The sequence below is a fragment of the Acidovorax sp. sic0104 genome (assembly GCF_019219095.1).
In the GTDB taxonomy this organism is placed as follows: domain Bacteria; phylum Pseudomonadota; class Gammaproteobacteria; order Burkholderiales; family Burkholderiaceae_C; genus Acidovorax.
The window spans coordinates 72251-92981 of record NZ_JAHUWH010000009.1 but is presented as its reverse complement, the minus strand read 5'-3'; the positions used below and the strand labels follow the sequence as shown (position 1 = coordinate 92981).

The 20731-nt window shown below is 68.3% G+C and carries 14 protein-coding genes; 2 read left to right on the top strand and 12 right to left on the bottom strand.

The genetic code is table 11. The annotated features are described in order from the left end of the window. Positions 1–2: 2 nt before the first annotated feature. The 5 genes from KW835_RS15645 to KW835_RS15625 form a co-directional block, all read right to left on the bottom strand. A complete protein-coding gene (locus tag KW835_RS15645; protein WP_218383958.1) occupies positions 3–1211 on the bottom strand; it encodes a dihydrodipicolinate synthase family protein in 1209 nt (402 codons plus the stop codon). A 246-nt stretch (positions 1212–1457) separates the two neighbouring features. Next, complete coding sequence (locus KW835_RS15640; protein ID WP_218383949.1) at positions 1458–2621, bottom strand: Gfo/Idh/MocA family protein; 1164 nt, start codon at positions 2619–2621, stop codon at positions 1458–1460. 105 nt (positions 2622–2726) lie between these two features. Further along, positions 2727–3716: a tripartite tricarboxylate transporter substrate binding protein gene (locus KW835_RS15635; RefSeq protein WP_218383948.1), complete on the bottom strand. Its 990-nt coding sequence runs from the start codon at positions 3714–3716 to the stop codon at positions 2727–2729. A 520-nt stretch (positions 3717–4236) separates the two neighbouring features. Further along, positions 4237–4887, bottom strand: coding sequence for a TetR/AcrR family transcriptional regulator (locus KW835_RS15630; RefSeq protein WP_218383947.1), 651 nt, complete (start codon positions 4885–4887; stop codon positions 4237–4239). A gap of 112 nt (positions 4888–4999) precedes the next feature. Then, the gene (locus KW835_RS15625) at positions 5000–5461 is read right to left on the bottom strand and encodes an Lrp/AsnC family transcriptional regulator (RefSeq protein ID WP_218384216.1); all 462 of its coding nucleotides are present in this window, start codon (positions 5459–5461) and stop codon (positions 5000–5002) included. A 243-nt stretch (positions 5462–5704) separates the two neighbouring features. On the opposite strand from KW835_RS15625, the gene ggt reads away from it, so the two are divergent. Then, positions 5705–7582 carry a gamma-glutamyltransferase gene (gene ggt / locus KW835_RS15620; RefSeq protein ID WP_218383946.1) on the top strand — a complete coding sequence of 626 codons (1878 nt, stop codon included), beginning with the start codon at positions 5705–5707 and terminating at the stop codon, positions 7580–7582. 94 nt (positions 7583–7676) lie between these two features. Here the strand turns inward: ggt and KW835_RS15615 are convergent, their stop codons facing one another. Both KW835_RS15615 and KW835_RS15610 read right to left on the bottom strand, forming a co-directional pair. Further along, positions 7677–8984, bottom strand: coding sequence for a S9 family peptidase (locus KW835_RS15615; RefSeq protein WP_218383945.1), 1308 nt, complete (start codon positions 8982–8984; stop codon positions 7677–7679). Positions 8985–9060: 76 nt separating this feature from the next. Continuing rightward, a complete protein-coding gene (locus tag KW835_RS15610) occupies positions 9061–10011 on the bottom strand; it encodes a LysR family transcriptional regulator (protein ID WP_218383944.1) in 951 nt (316 codons plus the stop codon). A gap of 153 nt (positions 10012–10164) precedes the next feature. Between KW835_RS15610 and KW835_RS15605 the strand changes: the two genes are divergently transcribed. Further along, positions 10165–11580 carry a hypothetical protein gene (locus KW835_RS15605; RefSeq protein ID WP_255593571.1) on the top strand — a complete coding sequence of 472 codons (1416 nt, stop codon included), beginning with the start codon at positions 10165–10167 and terminating at the stop codon, positions 11578–11580. A gap of 210 nt (positions 11581–11790) precedes the next feature. Here KW835_RS15605 and KW835_RS15600 read toward each other — a convergent pair whose 3' ends face one another. The 5 genes from KW835_RS15600 to KW835_RS15580 form a co-directional block, all read right to left on the bottom strand. After that, the gene (locus tag KW835_RS15600) at positions 11791–14028 is read right to left on the bottom strand and encodes an NADP-dependent isocitrate dehydrogenase (protein WP_218383943.1); all 2238 of its coding nucleotides are present in this window, start codon (positions 14026–14028) and stop codon (positions 11791–11793) included. A 260-nt stretch (positions 14029–14288) separates the two neighbouring features. Continuing rightward, complete coding sequence (gene pdeM, locus KW835_RS15595) at positions 14289–15005, bottom strand: ligase-associated DNA damage response endonuclease PdeM (RefSeq protein ID WP_218383942.1); 717 nt, start codon at positions 15003–15005, stop codon at positions 14289–14291. Between the two features lie 20 nt (positions 15006–15025). Continuing rightward, positions 15026–17815, bottom strand: a complete 2790-nt coding sequence (locus KW835_RS15590) for a ligase-associated DNA damage response DEXH box helicase (protein ID WP_218383941.1) — start codon at positions 17813–17815, stop codon at positions 15026–15028. Then, positions 17812–19512, bottom strand: a complete 1701-nt coding sequence (locus tag KW835_RS15585; protein ID WP_218383936.1) for an ATP-dependent DNA ligase — start codon at positions 19510–19512, stop codon at positions 17812–17814. The genes KW835_RS15590 and KW835_RS15585 overlap by 4 nt, the downstream gene beginning before the upstream one ends. Beyond that, positions 19509–20570, bottom strand: coding sequence for a ligase-associated DNA damage response exonuclease (locus KW835_RS15580; RefSeq protein WP_218383935.1), 1062 nt, complete (start codon positions 20568–20570; stop codon positions 19509–19511). The genes KW835_RS15585 and KW835_RS15580 overlap by 4 nt, the downstream gene beginning before the upstream one ends. Between the last annotated feature and the right edge of the window lie 161 nt (positions 20571–20731).

The following is a 20731-nucleotide window of genomic DNA, read 5'->3' as shown; positions in this document are numbered from 1 at the left end:
TGTCACTCCACCCCGTGCAGCGCCAGCAGCGTCTGCATGCGCTTCACGGCCAGTTCGGGCTGCTCCAGCAGGTCGGCCTGGTCGGCCAGCCGGAACAGCTCGGCGAAGTGCACCAGCGAGCGGGTGCTCTGTTGCCCGCCCACCACGGTGAAGTGGCTCTGGTGCCCGTTGAGCCAGGCCATGAAGACCACGCCGGTTTTGTAGAACCGCGTGGGCGCCGCGAAGATGTGGCGCGACAGCGGCACCGTGGGGCCCAGGATGGCGTGAAAGCGCGGTGTGTCGCCCGCCGCCAATGCAGCGAGCGCCGCGCTGGCAGCCGGCGCGATGGCGTCGAAGATGCCCAGCAGCGCATCGCTCTGGCCCTGGCGTGGCGTACTCCCCGCGCCGTCGCCCGCAATGAGCTCGGCGTAGTTGAAATCGTCGCCGGTGTACATGCGCACGCCCTGGCCGTCGGTGCCGCCGGTGGTGGGCAGGCGGCGGCGCATGGCGACTTCCTTGTCTTTGTCGAGCAGCGATATCTTGATGCCGTCCACCTTGTCCGGGTGGGCGGCGATCACCGCCAGCGCCGTGTCCATGGCCGCATCCACGTCGCGCGAGCCCCAGTAGCCTGCGAGCGCCGGGTCGAACATGTCGCCCAGCCAATGCAGCACCACGGGCTGCTTCGCCTGCGAGAGGATGCGGTCGTACACGCGTTCGTAGTCGGCAGGGCTTTTGGCCACGCGGGCCAGCGCCCGGCTGGCCATCACGATGAGCTTGCCGCCGAGCTTCTCGATGGCCTCCATCTGCTCCTCGTAGCCGCGAATCACGTCGTCCACCGACTTCACGTCCTCCAGCACCAGGTGGTCCGTGCCGCAGCCCGAGGCCACGAGCGCGCCCGGCCCGAAGTCGCGCGCCGCGTCCAGCGAGCGGCGGATCAGCTCCAGCGACGTCGGCCAGTCCAGCCCCATGCCGCGCTGCGCGGTGTCCATGGCCTCGGCCACGCCCAGGCCCAGCGACCACAGGCGCTGGCGGTAGGCAATGGTCGCGTCCCAGTCCACCGCGCACTGCAGCCACGGGTCGATCGCGGCCAGCGGGTTGGCCACCACGTGGGCGGCCGAGTAGGCGATGCGGCTGAACGCCGCGCCCTGCTGCGGCACGACCGGCGGGCGGCCTTGCAGGGTGTAGGGGCTGATGCGGCCATCGGCCGTGGGCAAGGGGAGGCTAAGGGCCATGGTGTGCTCGCAATATTTGAATGAAATGTGCCGCTAGCGCTTATTCAATGAGCGCCGGAAGCTATTAAAGTAATAGCGTTGGCTGGGTTTCCAAGCGGTCTCCGCTTTGTCAGGCTGTGCTGCGAAACTGGCGCGAACCAGGCCAGCGACCGCCGCGCAAGGGCCGCCCCGCCGCGCTGGCGGTGTCCCCCTTCCCGCGCAAAGCGCGAGAGAAGGGGGAAGCGGCGCAGCCGCTCAGGGGGTTGTTCATTGGCTGAGTGGCGCCACATCCACCCAGCGGCGTTCCTTCCAGCTTTCGAGGGCCGCTTCCACCAGCTGCACGCCCTTGGCGCCTTCGGGCAGGGTCCACTTGTACGGCGCGTCTTCCACCACGTGGCGGATGAAGTGCTCCCACTGGATCTTGAAGCCGTTGTCGTAGATCTGCGAGTCCGGGATCTCCTGCCACTGGTCGAAGAAGTTCATGGTCTGCTTCTCGTCGGGGTTCCACACCGGGCGGGGCGTGGCCACGCGGCTTTGCGCGCGGCAGCTCGAGAGGCCCGCGACGGCCGAGCCGTCGGTGCCGTCCACATGGAAGGTCACCAGGTCGTCGCGCCGCACGCGCGTGGCCCAGCTCATGTTGAGTTGCGCGATCACGTCTTCGCCGTTGTGGCCCTTGAGCTCGCAGGTGGCGTAGGCCGCGTCGTCGGCCGTGGCCTTGTACGGTTGGCCGGCTTCGTCCCAGCGGGTGGGGATGTGCGTGGCGCCGATGCACGAGACCGACTTCACCTCGCCGAACAGGTTGTCCAGCACGTAGCGCCAGTGGCACATCATGTCCAGGATCATGCCGCCGCCGTCTTCGCTGCGATAGTTCCAGCTCGGGCGCTGGATGGGCTGCAGGTCGCCTTCGAAGACCCAGTAGCCGAACTCCAGGCGCACGCTCAGCATGCGGCCGAAGAAGCCCGCGCGGCGCAGCATGTCCAGCTTGCGCAGGCCGGGCAGGAAGAGCTTGTCCTGCACGGCACCGTGCTTGAGGCCCGAGCCCGAGGCCAGGCGTGCGATCTCCACCGCTTCGTTCAGGTTGGTGGCGATGGGTTTTTCGCAGTACACGTGCTTGCCCGCGCGGATGGCTTTGGCCAGCAGGGTGGGGCGCATCTGCGTGGTGCCTGCGTCGAAGAACACCGTGTCTTCGGGGTTGGCGAGCGCCGCGTCCAGGTCCGTGCCCCAGCGGGCTATGCCGTGGGCTTTGGCCAGCGCCTCCATCTTCTCGGCATTGCGGCCGATGAGGATGGGGTCGGGCATCACGCGGTTGCCATTGGAGAGCACCACACCGCCCTGCGCGCGGATGGCGCAGATGGAGCGGATCAAGTGCTGGTTCATGCCCATGCGGCCGGTGACGCCGTGCATGATGAGTCCGAGTCGTTGGGTTGCCATGGCGGTGGTGCTTTCGTTCAGTTCAAGGTTGCAGAAAATTGGGCAAAGGCGCGGCCTGGCCACCCCCACGGCAGGGGCTGGCGGTGCGGTGCGGCGCGAAGGGAATTACTGTGTGGGCGAGAGTCCGGCGGCCTTGACCAGCGTGGCGTTGCTCTTGATCTCGTCCTTGATGTAGGCGTCGAACTGCTCGGGCTTGAGCGTCCAGGCATCCGCGCCGAGCTTCAGGAAGCGCTCCTTCACCTCGGGCGTGGCCAGCGCCTTCACCACCTCGTCGTGCAGGCGGTTCACGATGTCGCGCGGCGTCTTGGCGGGCACCATCATCCCGATCCAGAAGTTGAACTCCGAGCCGGGCACGCCGGCTTCGGCGGTGGTGGGCACGTCGGGCAGGGCGGCGGCGCGCTTGGGTGAGCCCACGGCCAGGGCGAGCAGCTGGCCATCCTTGATCTGGCCGATGACGGGGGCGATGGGCGAGAAGTAATAGTCCACACGCCCCGACAGCACCTCGGTCACGGCCTCGGCCGAGCCCTTGAAGGGGATGTTCTGCGCGTCGATCTTCGCAGCCAGCTTGAACTTCTCGGCGTTCAGGTGCGTGGCGCTGCCCTGGCCGGCCGAGGCGAAGTTCACCGTGCCGGGCTTGGCCTTGGCCGTGGCCACCAGGTCCTGCAGCGTCTTGATGCCCTTGGCGGGCGAGATCACAAGCGCGTTGGGCAGCGAGGAGATCGGCGTCACGCCCGCGAAGTCGCCCACGGTGTCGAAGGGCAGCTTGGCAAACGTCGAGGGGCTCACCGTGTGCGACGACGAATGGATCATCACCGTGTAGCCGTCCGGCGCGGCCGTGGCCACGGCCTGCTGGCCGATGGTGCCGCTGGCACCGCCCCGGTTGTCCACCACCAGCGTCTGTCCCATGCTCTGGCCCATCTTGTCGGCGATGGCGCGCGCAATGATGTCGGTGGTGCTGCCCGCCGCAAACGGCACGATCACGCGGATCGGCTTGGTCGGGTAGCCGCCTTGCGCGAAGGCGCCGAACGACAGGGAGGTGATCGCGGCGGCCAGGGCGGTGGCTGCAGTGCGGCGGGTAGTGCGGGTGAAAGGCATGGATTTGTCTCCGTTGGCAGGCTTGGACTTGCTCTTTAATTCACTGATTGGTGAATAGAGGGTATTTTTCAGGAACCGGCTGTGCGCGTCAACGCGGTTCGGCCGACAGAAATTAGGGGTTTACCCGGGTTTTGGGGCGGCGCGTTGAGGGCCAGCAGTTGCGCGTTGATTGCGTTCCCTCTCTGGGCGAATGCGTGGGAGAAGAGGGTTGGACCAAGGCTGTGCGCCGAGCTCCCCCTCGCCCATCCCCTCTCCCGCGAGCGGAGAGGGATGGCGCAGTGCGGCGGCGGGCCTAGCCTTCGATGCGTGTTGTTGACCTCTCGCGGAAATCTGCGTGGCCTGCGGCCTCAGCACGCGAAGCTCTGGCCCCACTCCCTCTCCCATTGCGGGAGAGGGCCGGGGAGAGGGGGCGAACTGGGCGCGGCGCTGGATTCGCCCCCTTCTCCCCAACCTCTCTTCCGCAAGGGGCGCAGGGCTGCGCCGAGCCCGCAGCGGACGCTACCGGCAGCTTTCCTGAGTCTCACGCCCGCAGCACATACCCCAGGATCACATCGCACATGTGCGATAGCCTCTCATTGCACGCCTTGGGTGCCATGAGATCCCGCCCGAAGATGGCCGACAGCGTGTGGTTGTTGGACAGGTAGAAGTACGACAGCCCGGCGATGGACACGTACAGCTGCAGCGGGTCCACCCCGCCGCGAAAGCTGCCCTCGCGCCGGCCGCGCTCGAGCACCTCGCCCAGCGTGGCGATCAGGGGCGAGTTCATCTCGCGCGCGCGCTGGGACTCCTGCAGGTGGCGCGCCTTGTGCAGGTTGGCGCTGTTGAGCAGGGTGAGGAACTGGGGGTTCTCCAGGTAGTAGTTCCAGGTGAATTCCACCAGCCGCCGCACGGCTGTGGCAGGCGCAAGCTCCAGCAGGTTGAGCTTTTGCTCCTCGGCGCGGATGTGCAGGTAGGCCTGCTCCAGCACCGCCTGGAAGAGCTTCTCCTTGTCCTCGAAGTAGTAGTAGATGAGCCGCTTGTTCAGGCCCGCCCGCTCGGCGATGCGGTCCATGCGCGCGCCGCCCAGCCCGTGCTCGGCAAACTCGTCGCGCGCGGCGCTGAAGATCACGCCCTGCGAACGGTCGGCATCGCGCTGGCGTTCCTTGGCGGGGGTTTCGGTGTCTTTGGTCATGCCTGAATAGTTCACTATTTAGTTAATAAAATCCAGTGCGTGATGGAATCCAAGGAAATGTGCAGGGTGCACGAACAGCGGAAATGGATTGTGGCGCGCCACGGGCCCCGGTTCATTGGGCATAGTCCAGCGGCAGCGCGGTGGTGAACTTGATCTCCTCCATCGCGAAGCTGGAGCTCACGTCCGACAGCGCCACGGCGCGGGTCAGCCGCTTGTACACCGCGTCGTACGCGCGGATGTCGGGCACCACCACGCGCAGCAGGTAGTCCACGTCGCCACTCATGCGGTAGAACTCCACGATCTCCGGGATGCCCATCACCACGTCGCGCAGCGTCTCGAACCAGTGCTGGTGGTGCTGGTTGGTCTTGATGGCCACGAACACGGTAACGCCCACATTGACCTTGCGAGGGTCCACCAGCGCGACGTGCCGGGTGATGTAGCCCTTCTCGCGCAGCCACTGAATGCGCCGCCAGCAGGGCGTGTTGGACAGGTTCACCGCATCGGCAAGTTCGGCCAGCGGCGTCTCCGCGTCGTGCTGCAGCAGGGCCAGCAATTGGCGGTCGATGGAATCCAGATTCTGTTTCACGGCGAATAAGAAAAATCGTTTCTCCTATTTGGCGCTGAGGCGGGAATAAAAGCAAAATGATTTTCATCAATTCGTCACATACTGGACGGGCGTTCCTGGCACGGAACCTGCGCTCGTTCTTTCGTGCTTTGCCGGGCTGTTCACATCGTGGTGCGGGGTGCTGGTCCGCAGCGCCCCGCGCCTCGGTGCGGCGGGCCCGTTTCGTCTTCCCTCATCCCAAGGACTTCATCCATGACGGCTTCAGACTTTCCACGCAAACCCACCCTCTGGGCACTGAGCCTTGCCGCGCTGGCCGTGCTGGCGGCGTGTGGCGGCAGCGACGGCCCAGCAATTCCGGTGGCCACGCCCGAGCCCGTCGAGCAGTACGTGCCTCCCGAGCCGCCTTCGGGCTACACGCCCAAGACCATCAGCTATGCCAACAAGGACATGGTGTCCACGGCCAACCCGCTGGCTACCAAGGCCGGTGTGGACATCCTGGCCAAGGGCGGTACGGCCCTGGACGCGGCGATCGCGGTGCAGATGGTGCTGAACCTGGTGGAGCCGCAGTCCTCGGGCATCGGCGGCGGCGCGTTCATGCTGCATTTCGACAAGGGCGCCAACAAGCTCCTGGCCTATGACGGCCGCGAGACCGCGCCCAAGAACGCCACGCCCAACCTGTTCATCGGCGCTGACGGCAAGCCCCTGGCCTTCCTGGCAGCGGTGGACGGCGGCCTGTCGGTGGGAACGCCCGGCGTGCTGCGCATGCTCGAAGCCGCGCACAAGGTGCACGGCAAGCTGCCCTGGAAGGACCTGTTCGAGCCGGCCATCGCCCTCAGCGAGAACGGCTTTGCCATATCGCCGCGCATGAGCGTGTCCATCGCCGGGTCGGCCGCGCGCATCAAGTCGCAGGGCGAGCCCGGCGCCAGCTACTTCCTCAACACCGACGGCACGGCCAAGGCGGCCGGCACGCTGCTCAAGAACCCCGAGCTGGCGGCCACGCTGCGCGCCATTGCCGCCGGCGGTGCCGATGCGTTCTACAAAGGCGACATTGCCAAGGACATCGTGGCCAAGGTCGCGGGCCACCCCACCAACCCCGGCAAGCTCTCGCTGGACGACCTGAACAGCTACACCCACAAGGTGCGCGAGCCCGTCTGCGGCGTGTACCGCACCCAGTACCGCGTCTGCGGCATGCCCGCGCCGAGCTCGGGCGGCATCGCCGTGCTGCAGACGCTGGGCCTGCTGCAAGGCTTCGACCTGGCGGCCATGAAGCCCAACACGCTGGATTCGGTGCACCTGGTGTCCGAGGCCTACCGCCTGGCGTACGCGGACCGCGCGGTGTACGTGGCCGACCCTGACTTCGTCAACGTGCCGCAGGCCGGCCTCGTCAACGCCGACTACCTCAAGGAGCGCGCCAAGCTCATCAGCCTGACCAAGAGCATCGGCACGCCCACCGCAGGCACGCCCCCTGGCGTGAGCGGCGCGAAGGGCCTCGACAACTCGGCCGCCTTGCCATCCACCACCCACCTGTCCATCATCGACAACGCGGGCAACGCGGTGTCCATGACGACCACCATCGAGAACGGCTTCGGCAGCCTGCAGATGGTGCGGGGATTCCTGCTCAACAACCAGCTCACCGACTTCTCGTTCACCGCCACCGACGCCGCAGGCAACCCCATCGCCAACAGCGTGCAGCCCGGCAAGCGCCCCCGCAGCTCCATGGCGCCCACCATCGTCTTCAACGCCACCACGGGCGACCTGGAAGGCGCCATCGGCTCGCCCGGCGGCAGCGCCATCATCCAGTACACCGCCAAGGCCATCCTGGGCATGACGGACTGGGGATTGAACGTGCAACAGGCGATCAACCTGCCCAACTTCGGCGCGCAGACCAACGCCACCACGTCCATCGAAAAGGGCTCGGTCATCGACACGGTGGCCATCCGCGACGGCCTGAAGGCCCGCGGCCACACCGTGGCGCAGACCGACACCTTCACGAGCGGCCTGCACGGCGCGGTCTACAACGGCGTGCGCGCCAGCGGCACCCCCGGCCTGTTCGCGCGCAACCCGGGCGCGGGCACTTTTGCCGGTGGTGCAGACCCACGGCGCGAGGGCACGGCGCAGGGCAACAACTGATCGGTTGATGTGCGAAAGGCCGCCGCGCTCCGAGGGGGCGCGGCGGCCTTTTTTTGTGGCCGGCCTACCGTCCCATCGGCCCACTGACACATGCTCAGCGCGGCGGGACGACCCGTTGCAGATAGTCCGTGACCGCACCCTCCCACAGGGGCCTTTCGGTGTGGATGAAGTGCCCGTTGCCGCCCGCGGGCGCGGGCAGTGCGATGAACTGGCCCTGTCCGCCGGCCGCCTCGAACGCCGCAAAATTCTGCCGGCTGTGTTGCAGCGAGTAGTACGGGTCCTTGTCCCCATAGAGCCACAGCGTCGGCTTGCGAAAGGCCGCGCCCCGGCGAAAGGCCACCGGGTTGATCTGGTCTGCCGCAGGGCACAGGTCTCCCACCCAGCCGCCCACGAAGTTGATCACGCCCGCGAACATCTGCGGCTGGCTGCCCGCATACGCCACCGACAGGATGCCGCCGCGCGACACGCCGCCGATGAGCAGGCGGGTGGTGTCGACATCCGGCCGCTGGCGCAGGTAGGCCATGGTGGCGTCGAGGTCCGCGATGGCACGGTCCACGCCGGGCAGGGACCGCTCGGGCCGGCACGCATAGCGCGAGCGGTCGGCTTCGAAACCCTCGTCGTACAGCCCGTCGGACTGGCCGCGCCCGCGACGCTGCGGAAACACCACCTGCCAGCCGCGCTCGGCAAAGTAGCGGCCGACCTCGGGGCTCGCCGAGGTGAACTTGAACCACGCGGGCTGGTTGCCCTCGCCGGTGGAGCCGTGGTTGAAGACCAGCGTGGGCCAGGGTCCGGGCGTTGCCACCGGGCGGTACACCACCATCTCCAGCGTCTGGGCCTGGCCGTTCTCCGTCCAGGGCGTGGGCACGCGCTCGGTGCTGCGGCGGTAGGGCCGGGCCTGCGCTTTTTGCGTCAGCACGCCCGCCGACAGCAGCTGCGCATTCGGGCGCCACAGCGACATGTCCATGTCGCCGTCGGCCCGCAGGCGCAGCACCAGCTTCGTGCCGGTCTTGAGCTGCGCGACGAGCTCCCCGTCGACAAAGCGGGCGTCCGTGCGTTCGGTGAAGGCCGGTTGCCCGCTGCTGGCCGCTGCGTAGACCAGGGTGGCGCCGGTGGGTGACAGTTTCTCGACGGCCAGCTTCACATCGCACACCTGGGCGACACAGGCCCAGCCCTGCCACAGGCCGCTCCAGCGTGCGATGCCGGGCGGCACGGTGCTGTCGGGCGCGACCACCGCCACATCGGCCGGCAGTGCGGCGTCGATGGGACTTTCCGACACGCCAGCGGACAGGCGCGGCATGTAGTCCGGCCACGCCGTGGGTTCTGCGTGCACCGCGGCCGCGGCAGCCCATAAGGCTGCAGTAGCGACCATCACGGCCCTCAGCCGCCAGCCCTGTCCTGCCATCATCGTCCTCCTGTCGAATGATCGAACGACTATAGCAACGGCACTGTGCGCCGCGGCACTATCGGCGCTGTCGGGATTACCCGCGCGGCGTTGTCCGGCGTGGCGCTGCCGCCGGCAGTGCACCCGCCAGTGTCTTGAGCAGCGCGGTGAAGGTCGCCGTGGGCCCCACGTTGTCGTCGCTGCGGTAGACCAGCGTCAGCGGCACTTCGAGCCGGCCGTGGTCCACCAGCGGCCGGTACGCGATCGCGTGGCGGTGCACGCCGAGCATCGACGACGGCACGACCGAAATGCCCGTGCCTGCGGCCACCAGGTTCAGGTTGGTTAGCATGCGTTCCACCTCGGCCACCACGCGGGGTTGCACGCCGTGTTCCGCGCACAGCGCGAGCAGGTTGGCGTACAGGCCCGGCGCACCAGGTCGGCGCACCAGGATCATCGGCTCGCCGTGCAGGTCGGCGACGCGCACGGGCAGCGGCCTTGAGCGCCGCTGGCGCAGGGCGAGCGGATGATCAGTGGGCAGGGCCACCATGGCGGGCTCGTGCTGCAGCGTGTCGAAGGCAACGCCTGCGGGCCGGGCCACGGGCACGCGCAGCAGGCCGCAGTGCAGGCGGCCGTCGGCCACCGCCTCGGTGATTTCGGCGGCGTTGTTCTCGCCGATCTCCAGCACCAGATCGGGATGCCGTGCGCGGCATTCGCGCAGTGCGAAGGGCGTGAACTCGTGCGCAGCAGCCGAGCTGGTGAAGGCGATGGACAGGCGTCCTGTCTTGCCCTCGGCCAAGAGCTGCATGCGGCTGTGCAGCGCATCGAAGTCGTGCACCAGGCGCGTGGCGTCGGCCTGCAGCGCGCGGCCCGCTTCGGTCAGCGTGACGCCCTTCGCATGGCGCTTGAACAGAGGCAAACCCACCGTGCCTTCGAGCGCCTTGATCTGCTGGCTCAGCGGCGGCTGCGCCATGCCCAACAGCTCGGCCGCGCGGGTCATGTGGCCGGTCTCGGCCACGGCCAGGAAATAGCGCAGTTGGCGGATGTCCATGTGTCAATGCGGGAGGCGGATGGCGGTACGGTTCATACGCCGATCGTATGGCATGGTGAGAATCTGCATATTTGACGTATGGAGATGGCGTTCCTACGATGCGCAGCGAGCGACTTGCCGACTCATACAACCATTCCAACGGAGACATACCGCATGACTTCACTGCAGCCCCCAGCCCTCATCACCCGCACGGCCCTGCCGGTACGCCTCACGCTGGTGGCACTGGCCGGCCTGGCGGCCGCCTGCGCCCCGGTGCAGCCCCGTGCAACGCCGGCATCGCAATCGGTGCCGGCCCTGGCCACCCAGGAGGTCGCGCCCACGGCGGCGGCCTGTCCCAAAGAGCTGAGCGCGATCGCCAGGTGCCTTGCGGGTCAGGACTCGGCCGGGGCTTACTACCTGATCGCCATGCCCACCGCATGGAACCAGCGCCTGGTGCTGCATGCACACGGCGGCCCGGCCCTGGGCGCGCCCAAGCCCGAACGGGCGGTGGAGGACCTGGAGCGCTGGTCCATCATGGTTCGCGCGGGCTATGCCTGGGCGGGTAGCACTTTCCGCCAGGGCGGGGTGGAGGTGCGGGCCGCGGCGGAGGACACCGAGCGACTGCGCCAGATCTTCGTGAAGCACGTGGCCAAGCCGCAGCGAACCGTCCTGCACGGCCAGTCGTGGGGCGCCAGCGTGGCAGCGAAAGGCGCGGAGATGTTCCAGCGCACTGCAGACGGCCAGCGTCCCTACGACGCGGTGCTGCTGACCAGCGGCGTGCTGGCGGGCGGCACGCGGTCATACGACTTTCGCACCGACCTGCGCGTGGTCTACCAGTACCTGTGCAACAACCACCCGCGCCCCACCGAGGCAGCCTACCCGCTCAACATCGGCCTGCCGCGGGACGTGGCGATGGCGCAGGGCGACCTGCAGGCCCGGCTGAACGAATGCCTGGCGCTGAACAAGCCGGCGGCCGAACGCACGCCCGAGCAGCAGCGCAAGGTTCAAACCCTGGTGGATGTGCTGCGCATCCCGGCCAGCTCCATCCAGGGCCACATGAACTGGGCCACGTTCCACTTCCGCGACGTCGTGCAGCACCGCACCGGCGGCGCCAGCCCGTTCGGCAACATGGGCGTGGTCTACAAGGGCTCGCCGGACGACGCCGCGCTCAACGCCGGTGTGCAGCGCTACAAGGCCGACCCCCAGGCCGTGGCGCGCTTTGCCGAGGATACCGACCCCACGGGCCGCATCCCCGTGCCGGTGCTGACGGTGAAAGGCGTGGACGACCCCACGGCGTTCGTCGAGCTGGACGCGCAGTTCAAGGCCACGATGGAGCAGGGCGGCAGCGGCGCGCGGCTGGTGCAGACCTTCACGCGCCACAACACCCACAGCTACCTGAGCGACCCGACCTACCCCACGCTGTTGACCGCGCTGCTGCGCTGGGCGGATGAAGGCGTCAAACCCACGCCCGAGAGCATCGCCCAGCAGTGCCCTGCCAACGAAGCTGCCTTCGGCAAGGGCTGCGCGTTTTTGCCCGACTACGTGCCGGCGCCCCTGGTCAGCCGGGTGTACGACCGCACACGGCCCTGAGCCCACGACGGCAACAGGCTCCGCAAAGCACAAAGGCCCTGCTGGTCAGCAGGGCCTTTGTTTTAATGCGCTATGAAAAATATAGCTGCTAGCGCTTATTGGGAGCGCGGTAGAGACTTATTTCATCAATAAATCACCATCCGCCCTCCCCCTGGATAACTGGCGCGTTCCCTTTCGGGGACAGCGCACAGCGGCTCAGGGGCGTGGCTCTCAGGCTGCGACGCTTTTCAGCGCGTCGTTCAGCGTCTTGCTGGGGCGCATCACGGTGTCGAGCTTGGCGGTATCGGGCAGGTAGTAGCCGCCGATGTCGGTGGGCTGGCCCTGCACGGCATTGAGCTCGTCCACGATCTTCTGCTCGTTGTCGGCCAGTTGCTTGGCAAGGGGCGCGAACTTGGCGGCCAGGGCGGCGTCGCCGGTCTGCGCGGCCAGCTCCTGCGCCCAGTACAGAGCCAGGTAGAACTGGCTGCCGCGGTTGTCCAGCTGGCCGGTCTTGGGCGATGGGTTCTTGTTGTTGTCCAGCAGCTTGCCCGTGGCGGCGTCCAGCGTCTTGGCCAGTATCTTGGCCTTGTCGTTGCCGGTCTTCAGGCCCAGGTCTTCGAACGACACGGCCAGGGCCAGGAACTCGCCCAGCGAATCCCAGCGCAGGTGGTTTTCTTCCACCAGCTGCTGCACGTGCTTGGGCGCGGAGCCGCCGGCACCCGTTTCGTACATGCCGCCACCGGCCATCAGCGGCACGATGGACAGCATCTTGGCCGAGGTGCCCAGTTCCATGATGGGGAACAGGTCGGTCAGGTAGTCTCGCAGGATGTTGCCGGTGGCGCTGATGGTGTCCAGGCCGCGGATCACGCGCTCCAGGGTGTAGCGCATCGCACGCACCTGGCTCATGATCTGGATGTCCAGGCCCGTGGTGTTGTGCTCGTGCAGGTACATCTTGACTTTGGTGATCAGCTGCGCCTCGTGCGGACGGTACGAGTCGAGCCAGAACACCACGGGCATGCCGGAGTTGCGGGCGCGGTTCACGGCCAGCTTCACCCAGTCGCGGATCGCGGCGTCCTTGACCTGGCACATGCGCCAGATGTCGCCGGCTTCCACGTTCTGGGACAGCAGCACTTCGCCGGTCGCCAGGTCGGTGATGTTGGCCACGCCGTCTTCGGCGATCTCGAAGGTCTTGTCGTGCGAGCCGTACTCTTCGGCCTGCTGGGCCATCAGGCCCACGTTGGGCACCGTGCCCATGGTCTTGGGGTCGAACGCGCCGTGCCACTTGCAGAAGTTGATGATCTCCTGGTAGATGCGGGCGAAGGTCGACTCGGGCATCACGGCCTTCACGTCCTTCAGGCGACCGTTGGCGTCCCACATCTTGCCGCTGTTGCGGATCATGGCGGGCATGGAGGCGTCCACGATGATGTCGTTGGGCGAGTGGAAGTTGGTGATGCCCTTGGCCGAATCGACCATGGCCAGCTCGGGGCGGTTTTCGTGGCAGGCGTGCAGGTCGCGCTTGATCTCGTCGCGCTGGCTTTGCGGCAGCGTCTCGATCTTGGTGTACAGGTCCACCATGCCGTTGTTCACGTTCACGCCCAGCTCATCGAAGGTCTTGGCGTGCTTGGCGAACGCGTCCTTGTAGAAGATGCGCACGCAGTGGCCGAACACGATGGGGTGCGAGACCTTCATCATCGTGGCCTTCACGTGCAGCGAGAACATCACGCCGGTCTTGCGGGCGTCTTCGATCTCCTTCTCGTAGAACTCCAGCAGCGCCTTCTTGCTCATGAACATGCTGTCGATGACCTCGCGGTCCAGCAGCGAAACCTTGGGCTTGAGGATGATGGTCTTGCCGCTCTTGGTGATCAGCTCCATCTTGACCTCGCGGGCGCGGTCCAGCGTCATGGACTTTTCACCGTGGTAGAAGTCGCCATGGTGCATGTGCGAGACATGGCTGCGCGAGGCCTGGCTCCATTCACCCATCGAATGGGGGTTCTTGCGCGCGTAGTTCTTCACGGCGGCGGGGGCGCGGCGGTCGGAGTTGCCTTCGCGCAGCACGGGGTTCACTGCCGAGCCGATGCACTTGCCGTAGCGGGCCTTGATCTCTTTCTCTTTGTCGTCCTTGGGCTGGTCCGGGTAGTCGGGCAGGGCGTAGCCCTTGCCTTGCAGCTCGGCGATCGCGGCCTTGAGCTGAGACACCGACGCGCTGATGTTGGGCAGCTTGATGATGTTGGCGTCGGCCTGCAGCGTCTTCTTGCCCAGCTCGGCCAGCGTGTTCGGAACGCGCTGCTCTTCCTTCAGGAACTCGGGGAACTCGCCCAGCACGCGGGCAGCGACAGAGATGTCGGACTCCGCCACGTTGATGCCCGCGGGCGCCGCGAACGTGCGGATGATGGGAAGGAAGGAGGCCGTGGCCAGGCGAGGAGCCTCGTCGGTCAGGGTGTAGATGATGGTGGGTTGCTGGGTCGTCATGGCTTGTCTCACGAAACGAGTAGGTAGGAGCCCTCCGCCAGGGTACGGCAGAGGCCAAACGCGAATGCTCTCGCATTCTCCTTCCTTGGAGCTTTCGTCGGTCCCGGTTTTTGCAATTGAATTCCACTATGCAAAATTTACCGCCGGGTAAATGCACTTTTTTCGCGCGCCCCCTTGCAGGCGCGGTCCATTGCGGGGCATACGGCGGCCGCAAGAAGCGGCAAATCCCCATGGCGGGCAGGGCCATGGGCGGGCTCGGTTCAAGCGGGTGCCGCTGCTCGCCGCAGGGGCAGTATGCGGTCCCCTGCCACCGCAAATGGCTGCGCCGACGGTGCGACTGACTGGCTCGACGTGCCGGTAAAGGCCCCGAAGGCCGGCAGCACCAGCAGCCCCGGTTCCCACGCGAAGCAAGGCACGCGCAGGGCGTCGCGTGCAAGGCCTTGGAGCATCACCGTGGGGTGCAGGTGGCCCGCCATCACGGTGCCATCGGCAGCGGCCTGCGGGTGGTGGCACGCCAGGACCTCGGCCCCTGGCACGGGATGCCAGGGCTCATCGGCCAGGTCGATGGACAGTGAAGGAGGGGGGTCGCCTGCGTGCAGGTCGTGGTTGCCGCGCACCAGGGTCATGTGAATGTGTGCATGGCGTTCGCGCCAGGGCTGCAGCTGGGCCCACAGGGGCTCGTCCGCGCCGCTGCGCGCGTGCAGGAAATCGCCCAGGAAGACCAGGTGCTGCGCGCCCGTGGCGCACAGCACCGCGTCGAGTCTGGCCAGGTTGTCGGCCGTGGTGCCGTGCGGTACGGGCTGGCCGGCACGGCGGAAGGTGGCGGCCTTGCCGAAGTGCACGTCGGCCACGAAGGCCATGCGCGCCGCGGGCCAGGCCACCGCGCGCTGGGGCAGCAGCCACAGCACGGTGCCGCCGGGCAGGGTGAGGGCGTGGGCGCCGGGGGGCGGGATCTGGGGCAGCGAGGGTACGTTCAAGGCGTGGCTATGGAGGGGGCTCAGAAACCGTGGCGCCTGCGGGGCCTGCGCGCTGCACCCTCGCCGTTGCTCCGTCGGGGGCGCCGGGCGGCGGCGGTGGCCCCATCGGGCACATCCCAGGCCATGTCGGCCGGCTGCACCGGATTATCGGCTTCGTGGGTGCCGGTGGTGTCATCGGCGGCTTTCTCCAGCGCCTGCACCATGCGCGCCAGCCGGTCGGCCAGCGTCTCGGTGCTCAGGCGCTCGCGAAAGCGCTCCACCATCAAGGGCAGAGCGAAGGGCGTGGGCCGCTCGATGGCGTGGATGGACAATGTCTGCGCCTGCATGCCGCGCAGCGTGCGCGCCAGGCGGTCCATGTCCAGCTCGTTGGCGAGCAGCTCGGCACGGGCCTGGGCCAGCAGCAGGTTTCCGGGGTCGTACTGCGCGAACACGTCGTAGTACAGCGAGGACGAGGCTTGCAGCTGCCGGCTGCTGCGCTGCTCGCCGGGGTGGCTCTGGAAGATGAGGCCCGCGATCCGCGCGATCTCGCGAAAGCGCCGGCGCGCCATCTCGGTGGCGTTCAGGCTGGCCAGCACTTCGTCCTCCAGCCCGCTGCCCAGGGTGGTGGGCGTGCCCTCGCCCAGGATGCGCGGCAACAGTGCCGACCAGTCGATGGGCTTGGCCGATAGCAGCTCCAGCCCGTAGTCGTTCACCGCGATGGAGAAGGTGTTGGCCACCTCGCGCGACGCGCGCCAGGCCAGCAGCCCCGCCAGGCCCAGGTGCACCAGGCGGCCCGCCAGCGGGTACAGGTACAGGTGCCAGCCCTCGCGCGTGTGCAGGGTCTCGGCCACGAGGCGGCCCGGCGTGGGCAGGGCGGACCACGCATGCTGCACGGCCAGCAGCGGGCGGGCGCACTGCATCTCGGGCGATGCGTAGATACCGCGCTCGGCCTGCTCCAGCATCTCCAGCATGGCGTCGGCCAGCGTGTTCGACAGCGGCATGCGCCCGCCGTTCCAGCGCGGCAGCGAGGCGCTGCCCTTGGGGGCAATGCGCACGTAGGCCGTCATCTGTTGGGTGCGTACCAGCTCCAGCAGGCGGCCGGCGAACATGAACACGTCGCCCTTGCGCAGCCGCGCGATGAAGCTCTCTTCGACCGAACCCAGGCGCCCGCCGCTCACGAACTGCACCTGCATGCTCGCATCGCTCACGATGGTGCCGATGTTGCTGCGGTGCCGGCGCGCCAGCCGCGCATCGGGCACGCGCCATGTGCCGTCTTCGTCGGGCACCGCGCGCTGGAAGTCGGGGTACGTGGCCAGCGACGCGCCGCCCTGGCGCACGAACTGCAGGGCCCACTGCCAGTCGTTGTCGGCCAGCGTGGCATAGGCCGGGGCGCGGCGCACCTCGGCCAGCAGCGCATCGGGCACGAAGCCGCCGCCCAGGGCGATGGTGACCAGGTGCTGCACCAGCACATCGAGCGGCGCGCGCGGCGTGTGCCGGTCTTCGATGCGGCCTTGCGCCAGCGCGTGGCGCGCGGCGGCGGCCTCCACCAGCTCCAGGCTGTGCGTGGGCACCAGGGTGATGCTGGAGGTACGCCCCGGTGCGTGGCCCGAGCGGCCCGCGCGCTGCACCAGCCGCCCCACGCCCTTGGCAGAGCCGATCTGCAGCACCTGCTCCACGGGCAGGAAGTCCACGCCCAGGTCCAGGCTCGACGTGCAGACCACGGCCTTGAGCTGGCCGGCCTTGAGCCCGGCCTCGACCCACGCGCGCACTTCCTGGCTCAGCGAGCCGTGGTGCAGTGCGATGGTGCCGGCCCAGTCGGGCCGCGCCTCCAGCAGGGCCTGGTACCAGCGCTCGGCCTGGGATCTCGTGTTCGTGAATACGAGTGTGGAGGCACAGGCCTCGATGGAGTTCACCACCTGCGGCAACAGCGCCAGACCCATGTGGCCGGCCCAGGCAAAGCGGTCCACCTTGGGCGGCAGCATCACGTCCACCCGCAGTGCCTTGTCGATGCGGCCCTGCACCAGTGCGGCGGGCGGTGCTGCGGGTGCATCCGGCACCGGACTGGGCAGCAGGGTGTGCAGCGCTTCCTGCAGGTTGCCCAGCGTGGCCGACATGCCCCACACCTGCAGTGCCGGGTTCCAGCCCGACAGACGGGCCAGCGCCAGCTGCGCCTGCACGCCGCGCTTGTTGCCCACCAGCTCGTGCCACTCGTCCACCACCACCAGGCGCACTCTTTCCAGGCGCTCGCGCGCATCGGCGCGTGCCAGCAGCAGCGAGACGCTTTCGGGCGTGGTCACCAGCAGCGTGGGCAGGCGGCGGTCCTGCGCGGCGCGCTCGCTGCTGGCGGTGTCTCCCGTGCGCAGGCCGCTGGTCCAGTCGGGCGCCAGGTCTGGCAGCGGCGCCTGCAGCGCGCGCAGTGTGTCGGCAGCCAGAGCGCGCATGGGCGTGATCCACAGCACGGCGAGGGGCGGTGCGGATGCTCGGCGGGCGCGCGTGCCCGCCGCTTCGTTCGACGGCAGGACGGGCGATGTGCCCGAAGCCGCGCTTGCGGAGTGCATGGAAGGGTTGGCATCCGTGCGAGTCCCGGCTTCGACAGGCTCAGCCCGAACGGTCGGTGGCAACGCCAGGTGCTGCAGCGCGCCCAGCCATACGGCGTACGTCTTGCCCGCGCCGGTGGTGGCGTGCAGAAGTCCCGAGCGGCCTTCGCCCAGGGCTTTCCACACCTCGTGCTGGAAGGCGAAAGCTTGCCAGCCGCGTGCGGCCATCCACGCGGCTGCCGCGCCGGCAGCCTGGGTCGAGACCTGTTTGCGGGGGCGCCGTGCGGTGTTCATGGGTTGGGGTCAGGCAACAGGGCTGCCAGGGTCTGCAGCGTGTCGGCTTCGGCCACCGGCTTGTCCTGGCGCCAGCGCAGCATGCGCGGAAACCGCACGGCGATGCCGCTCTTGTGGCGCGGGCTGCGGGCGATGCCCTCGAAGCCCAGCTCGAACACCTGCGTCGCATCCACGCTGCGCACGGGCCCGAAGCTCTCGCGCGTGGTCCTGCGGATGATGGCGTCCACTTGCGCGATCTCGGCATCCGTCAGGCCCGAATAGGCCTTGGCGAAGGGCACGAGCTGCCGGTCCGGATCGTCCGCTGGGCCTGTCCACACAGCGAAGGTGTAGTCGGTGTACAGGCTTGCTCGCCGACCGTGGCCGCGCTGGGCGTAGATCAGCACGGCGTCCACGCTCATGGGGTCGATCTTCCACTTCCACCACACGCCCACGTCCTTGGTGCGGCCCACGCCATAGCGTGCCTGGCGGTGCTTGAGCATGAAGCCCTCGGTGCCCATGCCGCGCGCGGCCTCGCGCTGGCCCGCAAGGTCTCGCCAGTCGGCGCCGTGCAGCAGGACGCTCAGCCGCAAGGCGGGCGGGGCTGCGGGCTCTGCGATGGCGTCGGGCGGCGGCTGCAGCACCGTCTCCAGCAGCGCGCGGCGTGCCTGCTGCGGCTGCTGGCGCAAGTCCTGGCCCGCGTGTTCGAGCAGGTCGTAGGCGACCAGCACCACTGGCAGTTCGCGCAGCAGCTTGGGGGTGAGGGTCTTGCGGCCCAGGCGCTTTTGCAGGTCGGCAAACGGGCGGGGCAGGGGCTCGTCGGGCAGCCACACCAGGATCTCGCCATCGACCACGGTGCCGTCGGGCAGGGCCGCCATCGCGACCTCGCCCAGCTCGGGGAAGCGCTCGGTCACCAGCTCCTCGCCACGCGACCAGACCCACACCTGGCCCGCGCGGCGCACGATCTGCGCGCGGATGCCGTCCCACTTCCACTCCACCAGCCAGTCTTCAGGCGCGCCCAGCAGCGCAGCCATCTCGTCCACGGGCTGGCTGAACGGGTGGGCCAGGAAGAAGGGGTAGGGCTGGCCGGCCAGGCTCGCGTCCACGGCATGGCCGTCCTCGGCGGCCGCGTCCACCGGTGCCACGAGCGCGGCGTAGTCCTCGGCCCGGGGCTGGCGGCCCATCTGCGTGTAGCCCATGAGCCGGTGCGCGATGCGCTTGGGGTCCAGCGCGCTCACCGTGGCCAGCGCCTGCGTCACCTGCAGGCGCGACACGCCCACGCGGAAGTTGCCGGTGATGAGCTTGAAATACACAAAGCGTTGCTCCGGCGCCAGCATGTCCCAATGCGCGCGCAGGCGGGCATCGGCCTCGTCGGGTGGCAGCGCGCGCAGGGGCAGCAGCTGCGCCATCCACTCTGCCAGTGGCAGGTCCACCGGATGCACCGGGGGCGGCAGCAGCAGGGCCAGCGTTTCGGCCAGGTCGCCCACGGCCTGGTAGCTTTCCTCGAACAGCCACTCGGGCAGGCCGGCGGCCTCTTGCGCCAGGGCCTTCAAGCGCTTGGTGGGCACCATCTGGCGCGGCTTGCCGCCCGCCAGGAAGTAAGTGGCCCAGGCCGCATCGGCGGGCGCTGCCGCACGCAGGTAGTCCACCAGCGCGGCCAGCTTGGCCGACTGCGCGGTGGTGGAATCGAGCGCCTGGAACAGCGCGGCAAAGGCCTTCATGGCGCTGTCCCGGGTTCCGGTGCATTGCCCTGTGCCGGGGGCGCGGCGGCCGCATCGTCCTCGTTGTCGTCGGCGCCGTATTCGGTCTTGAAGACCTGGGCATCCAGCCCCTGTTCGCACAGCCAGCGCACCATGACCTCGGTGCTGCCGTGCGTGACGATGATGCGCTCGGCCCCCGTCGCTCCGATGGCCTTCTGCAGGCTCGGCCAGTCGGCATGGTCGCTCATCACGAAGCCCAGGTCCACGCCGCGCCGGCGCCGTGCGCCGCGCACGAGCATCCAGCCGCTGGCAAAGGCATCGGAATGCTCGCCAAACCGCTTGAGCCAGGGCGTGCCCGCAGCCGAGGGCGGGGCCAGCACGAGTGCGCGGCGCAGCTCGGCCTTGGTGACGCCCGGGTCCGTCACGCGCAGGGTGCGCGGCAGTGCCACGCCCGCTGCGCGGTACACGGCATTGAGCGGCTCCACCGCCCCGTGCACGACGATGGGGCCGATGGTCGGGTCCACCCCGTGCAGCAGCCGCTGCGCCTTGCCGAAGGCATAGGCGTAGAGGATGCTGGCCTTGCCCGCTGCGGCGTTCGCAGCCCACCAGGCATTGATGTCGGCGAACAGCGCCGGCTGCGACGGCCAGCGGTAGATGGGCAGGCCGAAGGTCGATTCGGTGATGAAGGTGTGGCAGCGCACCGGCTCGAAGGGCGGGCAGGTGCCGTCGTCCTCCAGCTTGTAGTCGCCCGAAGCCACCCATACCTGGCCTGCGTGTTCGACGCGCACCTGGGCCGAGCCCAGCACATGCCCGGCCGGGTGCAGGGACAGGCGCACGCCGTGGTGGTTGATTGCCTCGCCGTAGGCCAGAGTCTGCAGGTCGATGTCCGCCCCCAGCCGGGTGCGCAGCGTGCCTTCGCTGTCGCGGTGCGCCAGGTAGTGCGCCGAGCCCATGCGTGCGTGGTCCGAGTGCGCATGTGTGATCACCGCCCGGCCGACCGGCCGCCAGGGGTCGATGTAGAAATCGCCGGTCGGGCAGTACAGGCCTTCAGGGCGATGGACGATGAGGTCGCTGGGCATGGCGGCGCGAGGACGAGCGGAGTAGGGGCGAGATAATGTAAAAAATGTGCTCCATGGCTTGATAGGTAAGCGCTTTCAGCTACAAATCAAGGAGCGCCGACAACAAGTGGCAAGGCTCCATCATCGCCGCGCGCACGCTCGTGTCTGCAGGCCAAAACCGC

What these genes read in the sequence shown, in the direction of transcription:
- KW835_RS15645 (WP_218383958.1), bottom strand. Translation starts at nt 1,211, where the DNA reads ATGGCCCTTAGCCTCCCCTTGCCCACGGCCGATGGCCGCATCAGCCCC.
- KW835_RS15640 (WP_218383949.1), bottom strand. Translation starts at nt 2,621, where the DNA reads ATGGCAACCCAACGACTCGGACTCATCATGCACGGCGTCACCGGCCGC.
- KW835_RS15635 (WP_218383948.1), bottom strand. Translation starts at nt 3,716, where the DNA reads ATGCCTTTCACCCGCACTACCCGCCGCACTGCAGCCACCGCCCTGGCC.
- KW835_RS15630 (WP_218383947.1), bottom strand. Translation starts at nt 4,887, where the DNA reads ATGACCAAAGACACCGAAACCCCCGCCAAGGAACGCCAGCGCGATGCC.
- ggt (WP_218383946.1), top strand. Translation starts at nt 5,705, where the DNA reads ATGACGGCTTCAGACTTTCCACGCAAACCCACCCTCTGGGCACTGAGC.
- KW835_RS15615 (WP_218383945.1), bottom strand. Translation starts at nt 8,984, where the DNA reads ATGGCAGGACAGGGCTGGCGGCTGAGGGCCGTGATGGTCGCTACTGCA.
- KW835_RS15610 (WP_218383944.1), bottom strand. Translation starts at nt 10,011, where the DNA reads ATGGACATCCGCCAACTGCGCTATTTCCTGGCCGTGGCCGAGACCGGC.
- KW835_RS15605 (WP_255593571.1), top strand. Translation starts at nt 10,165, where the DNA reads ATGACTTCACTGCAGCCCCCAGCCCTCATCACCCGCACGGCCCTGCCG.
- KW835_RS15600 (WP_218383943.1), bottom strand. Translation starts at nt 14,028, where the DNA reads ATGACGACCCAGCAACCCACCATCATCTACACCCTGACCGACGAGGCT.
- KW835_RS15590 (WP_218383941.1), bottom strand. Translation starts at nt 17,815, where the DNA reads ATGAACACCGCACGGCGCCCCCGCAAACAGGTCTCGACCCAGGCTGCC.
- KW835_RS15585 (WP_218383936.1), bottom strand. Translation starts at nt 19,512, where the DNA reads ATGAAGGCCTTTGCCGCGCTGTTCCAGGCGCTCGATTCCACCACCGCG.
- KW835_RS15580 (WP_218383935.1), bottom strand. Translation starts at nt 20,570, where the DNA reads ATGCCCAGCGACCTCATCGTCCATCGCCCTGAAGGCCTGTACTGCCCG.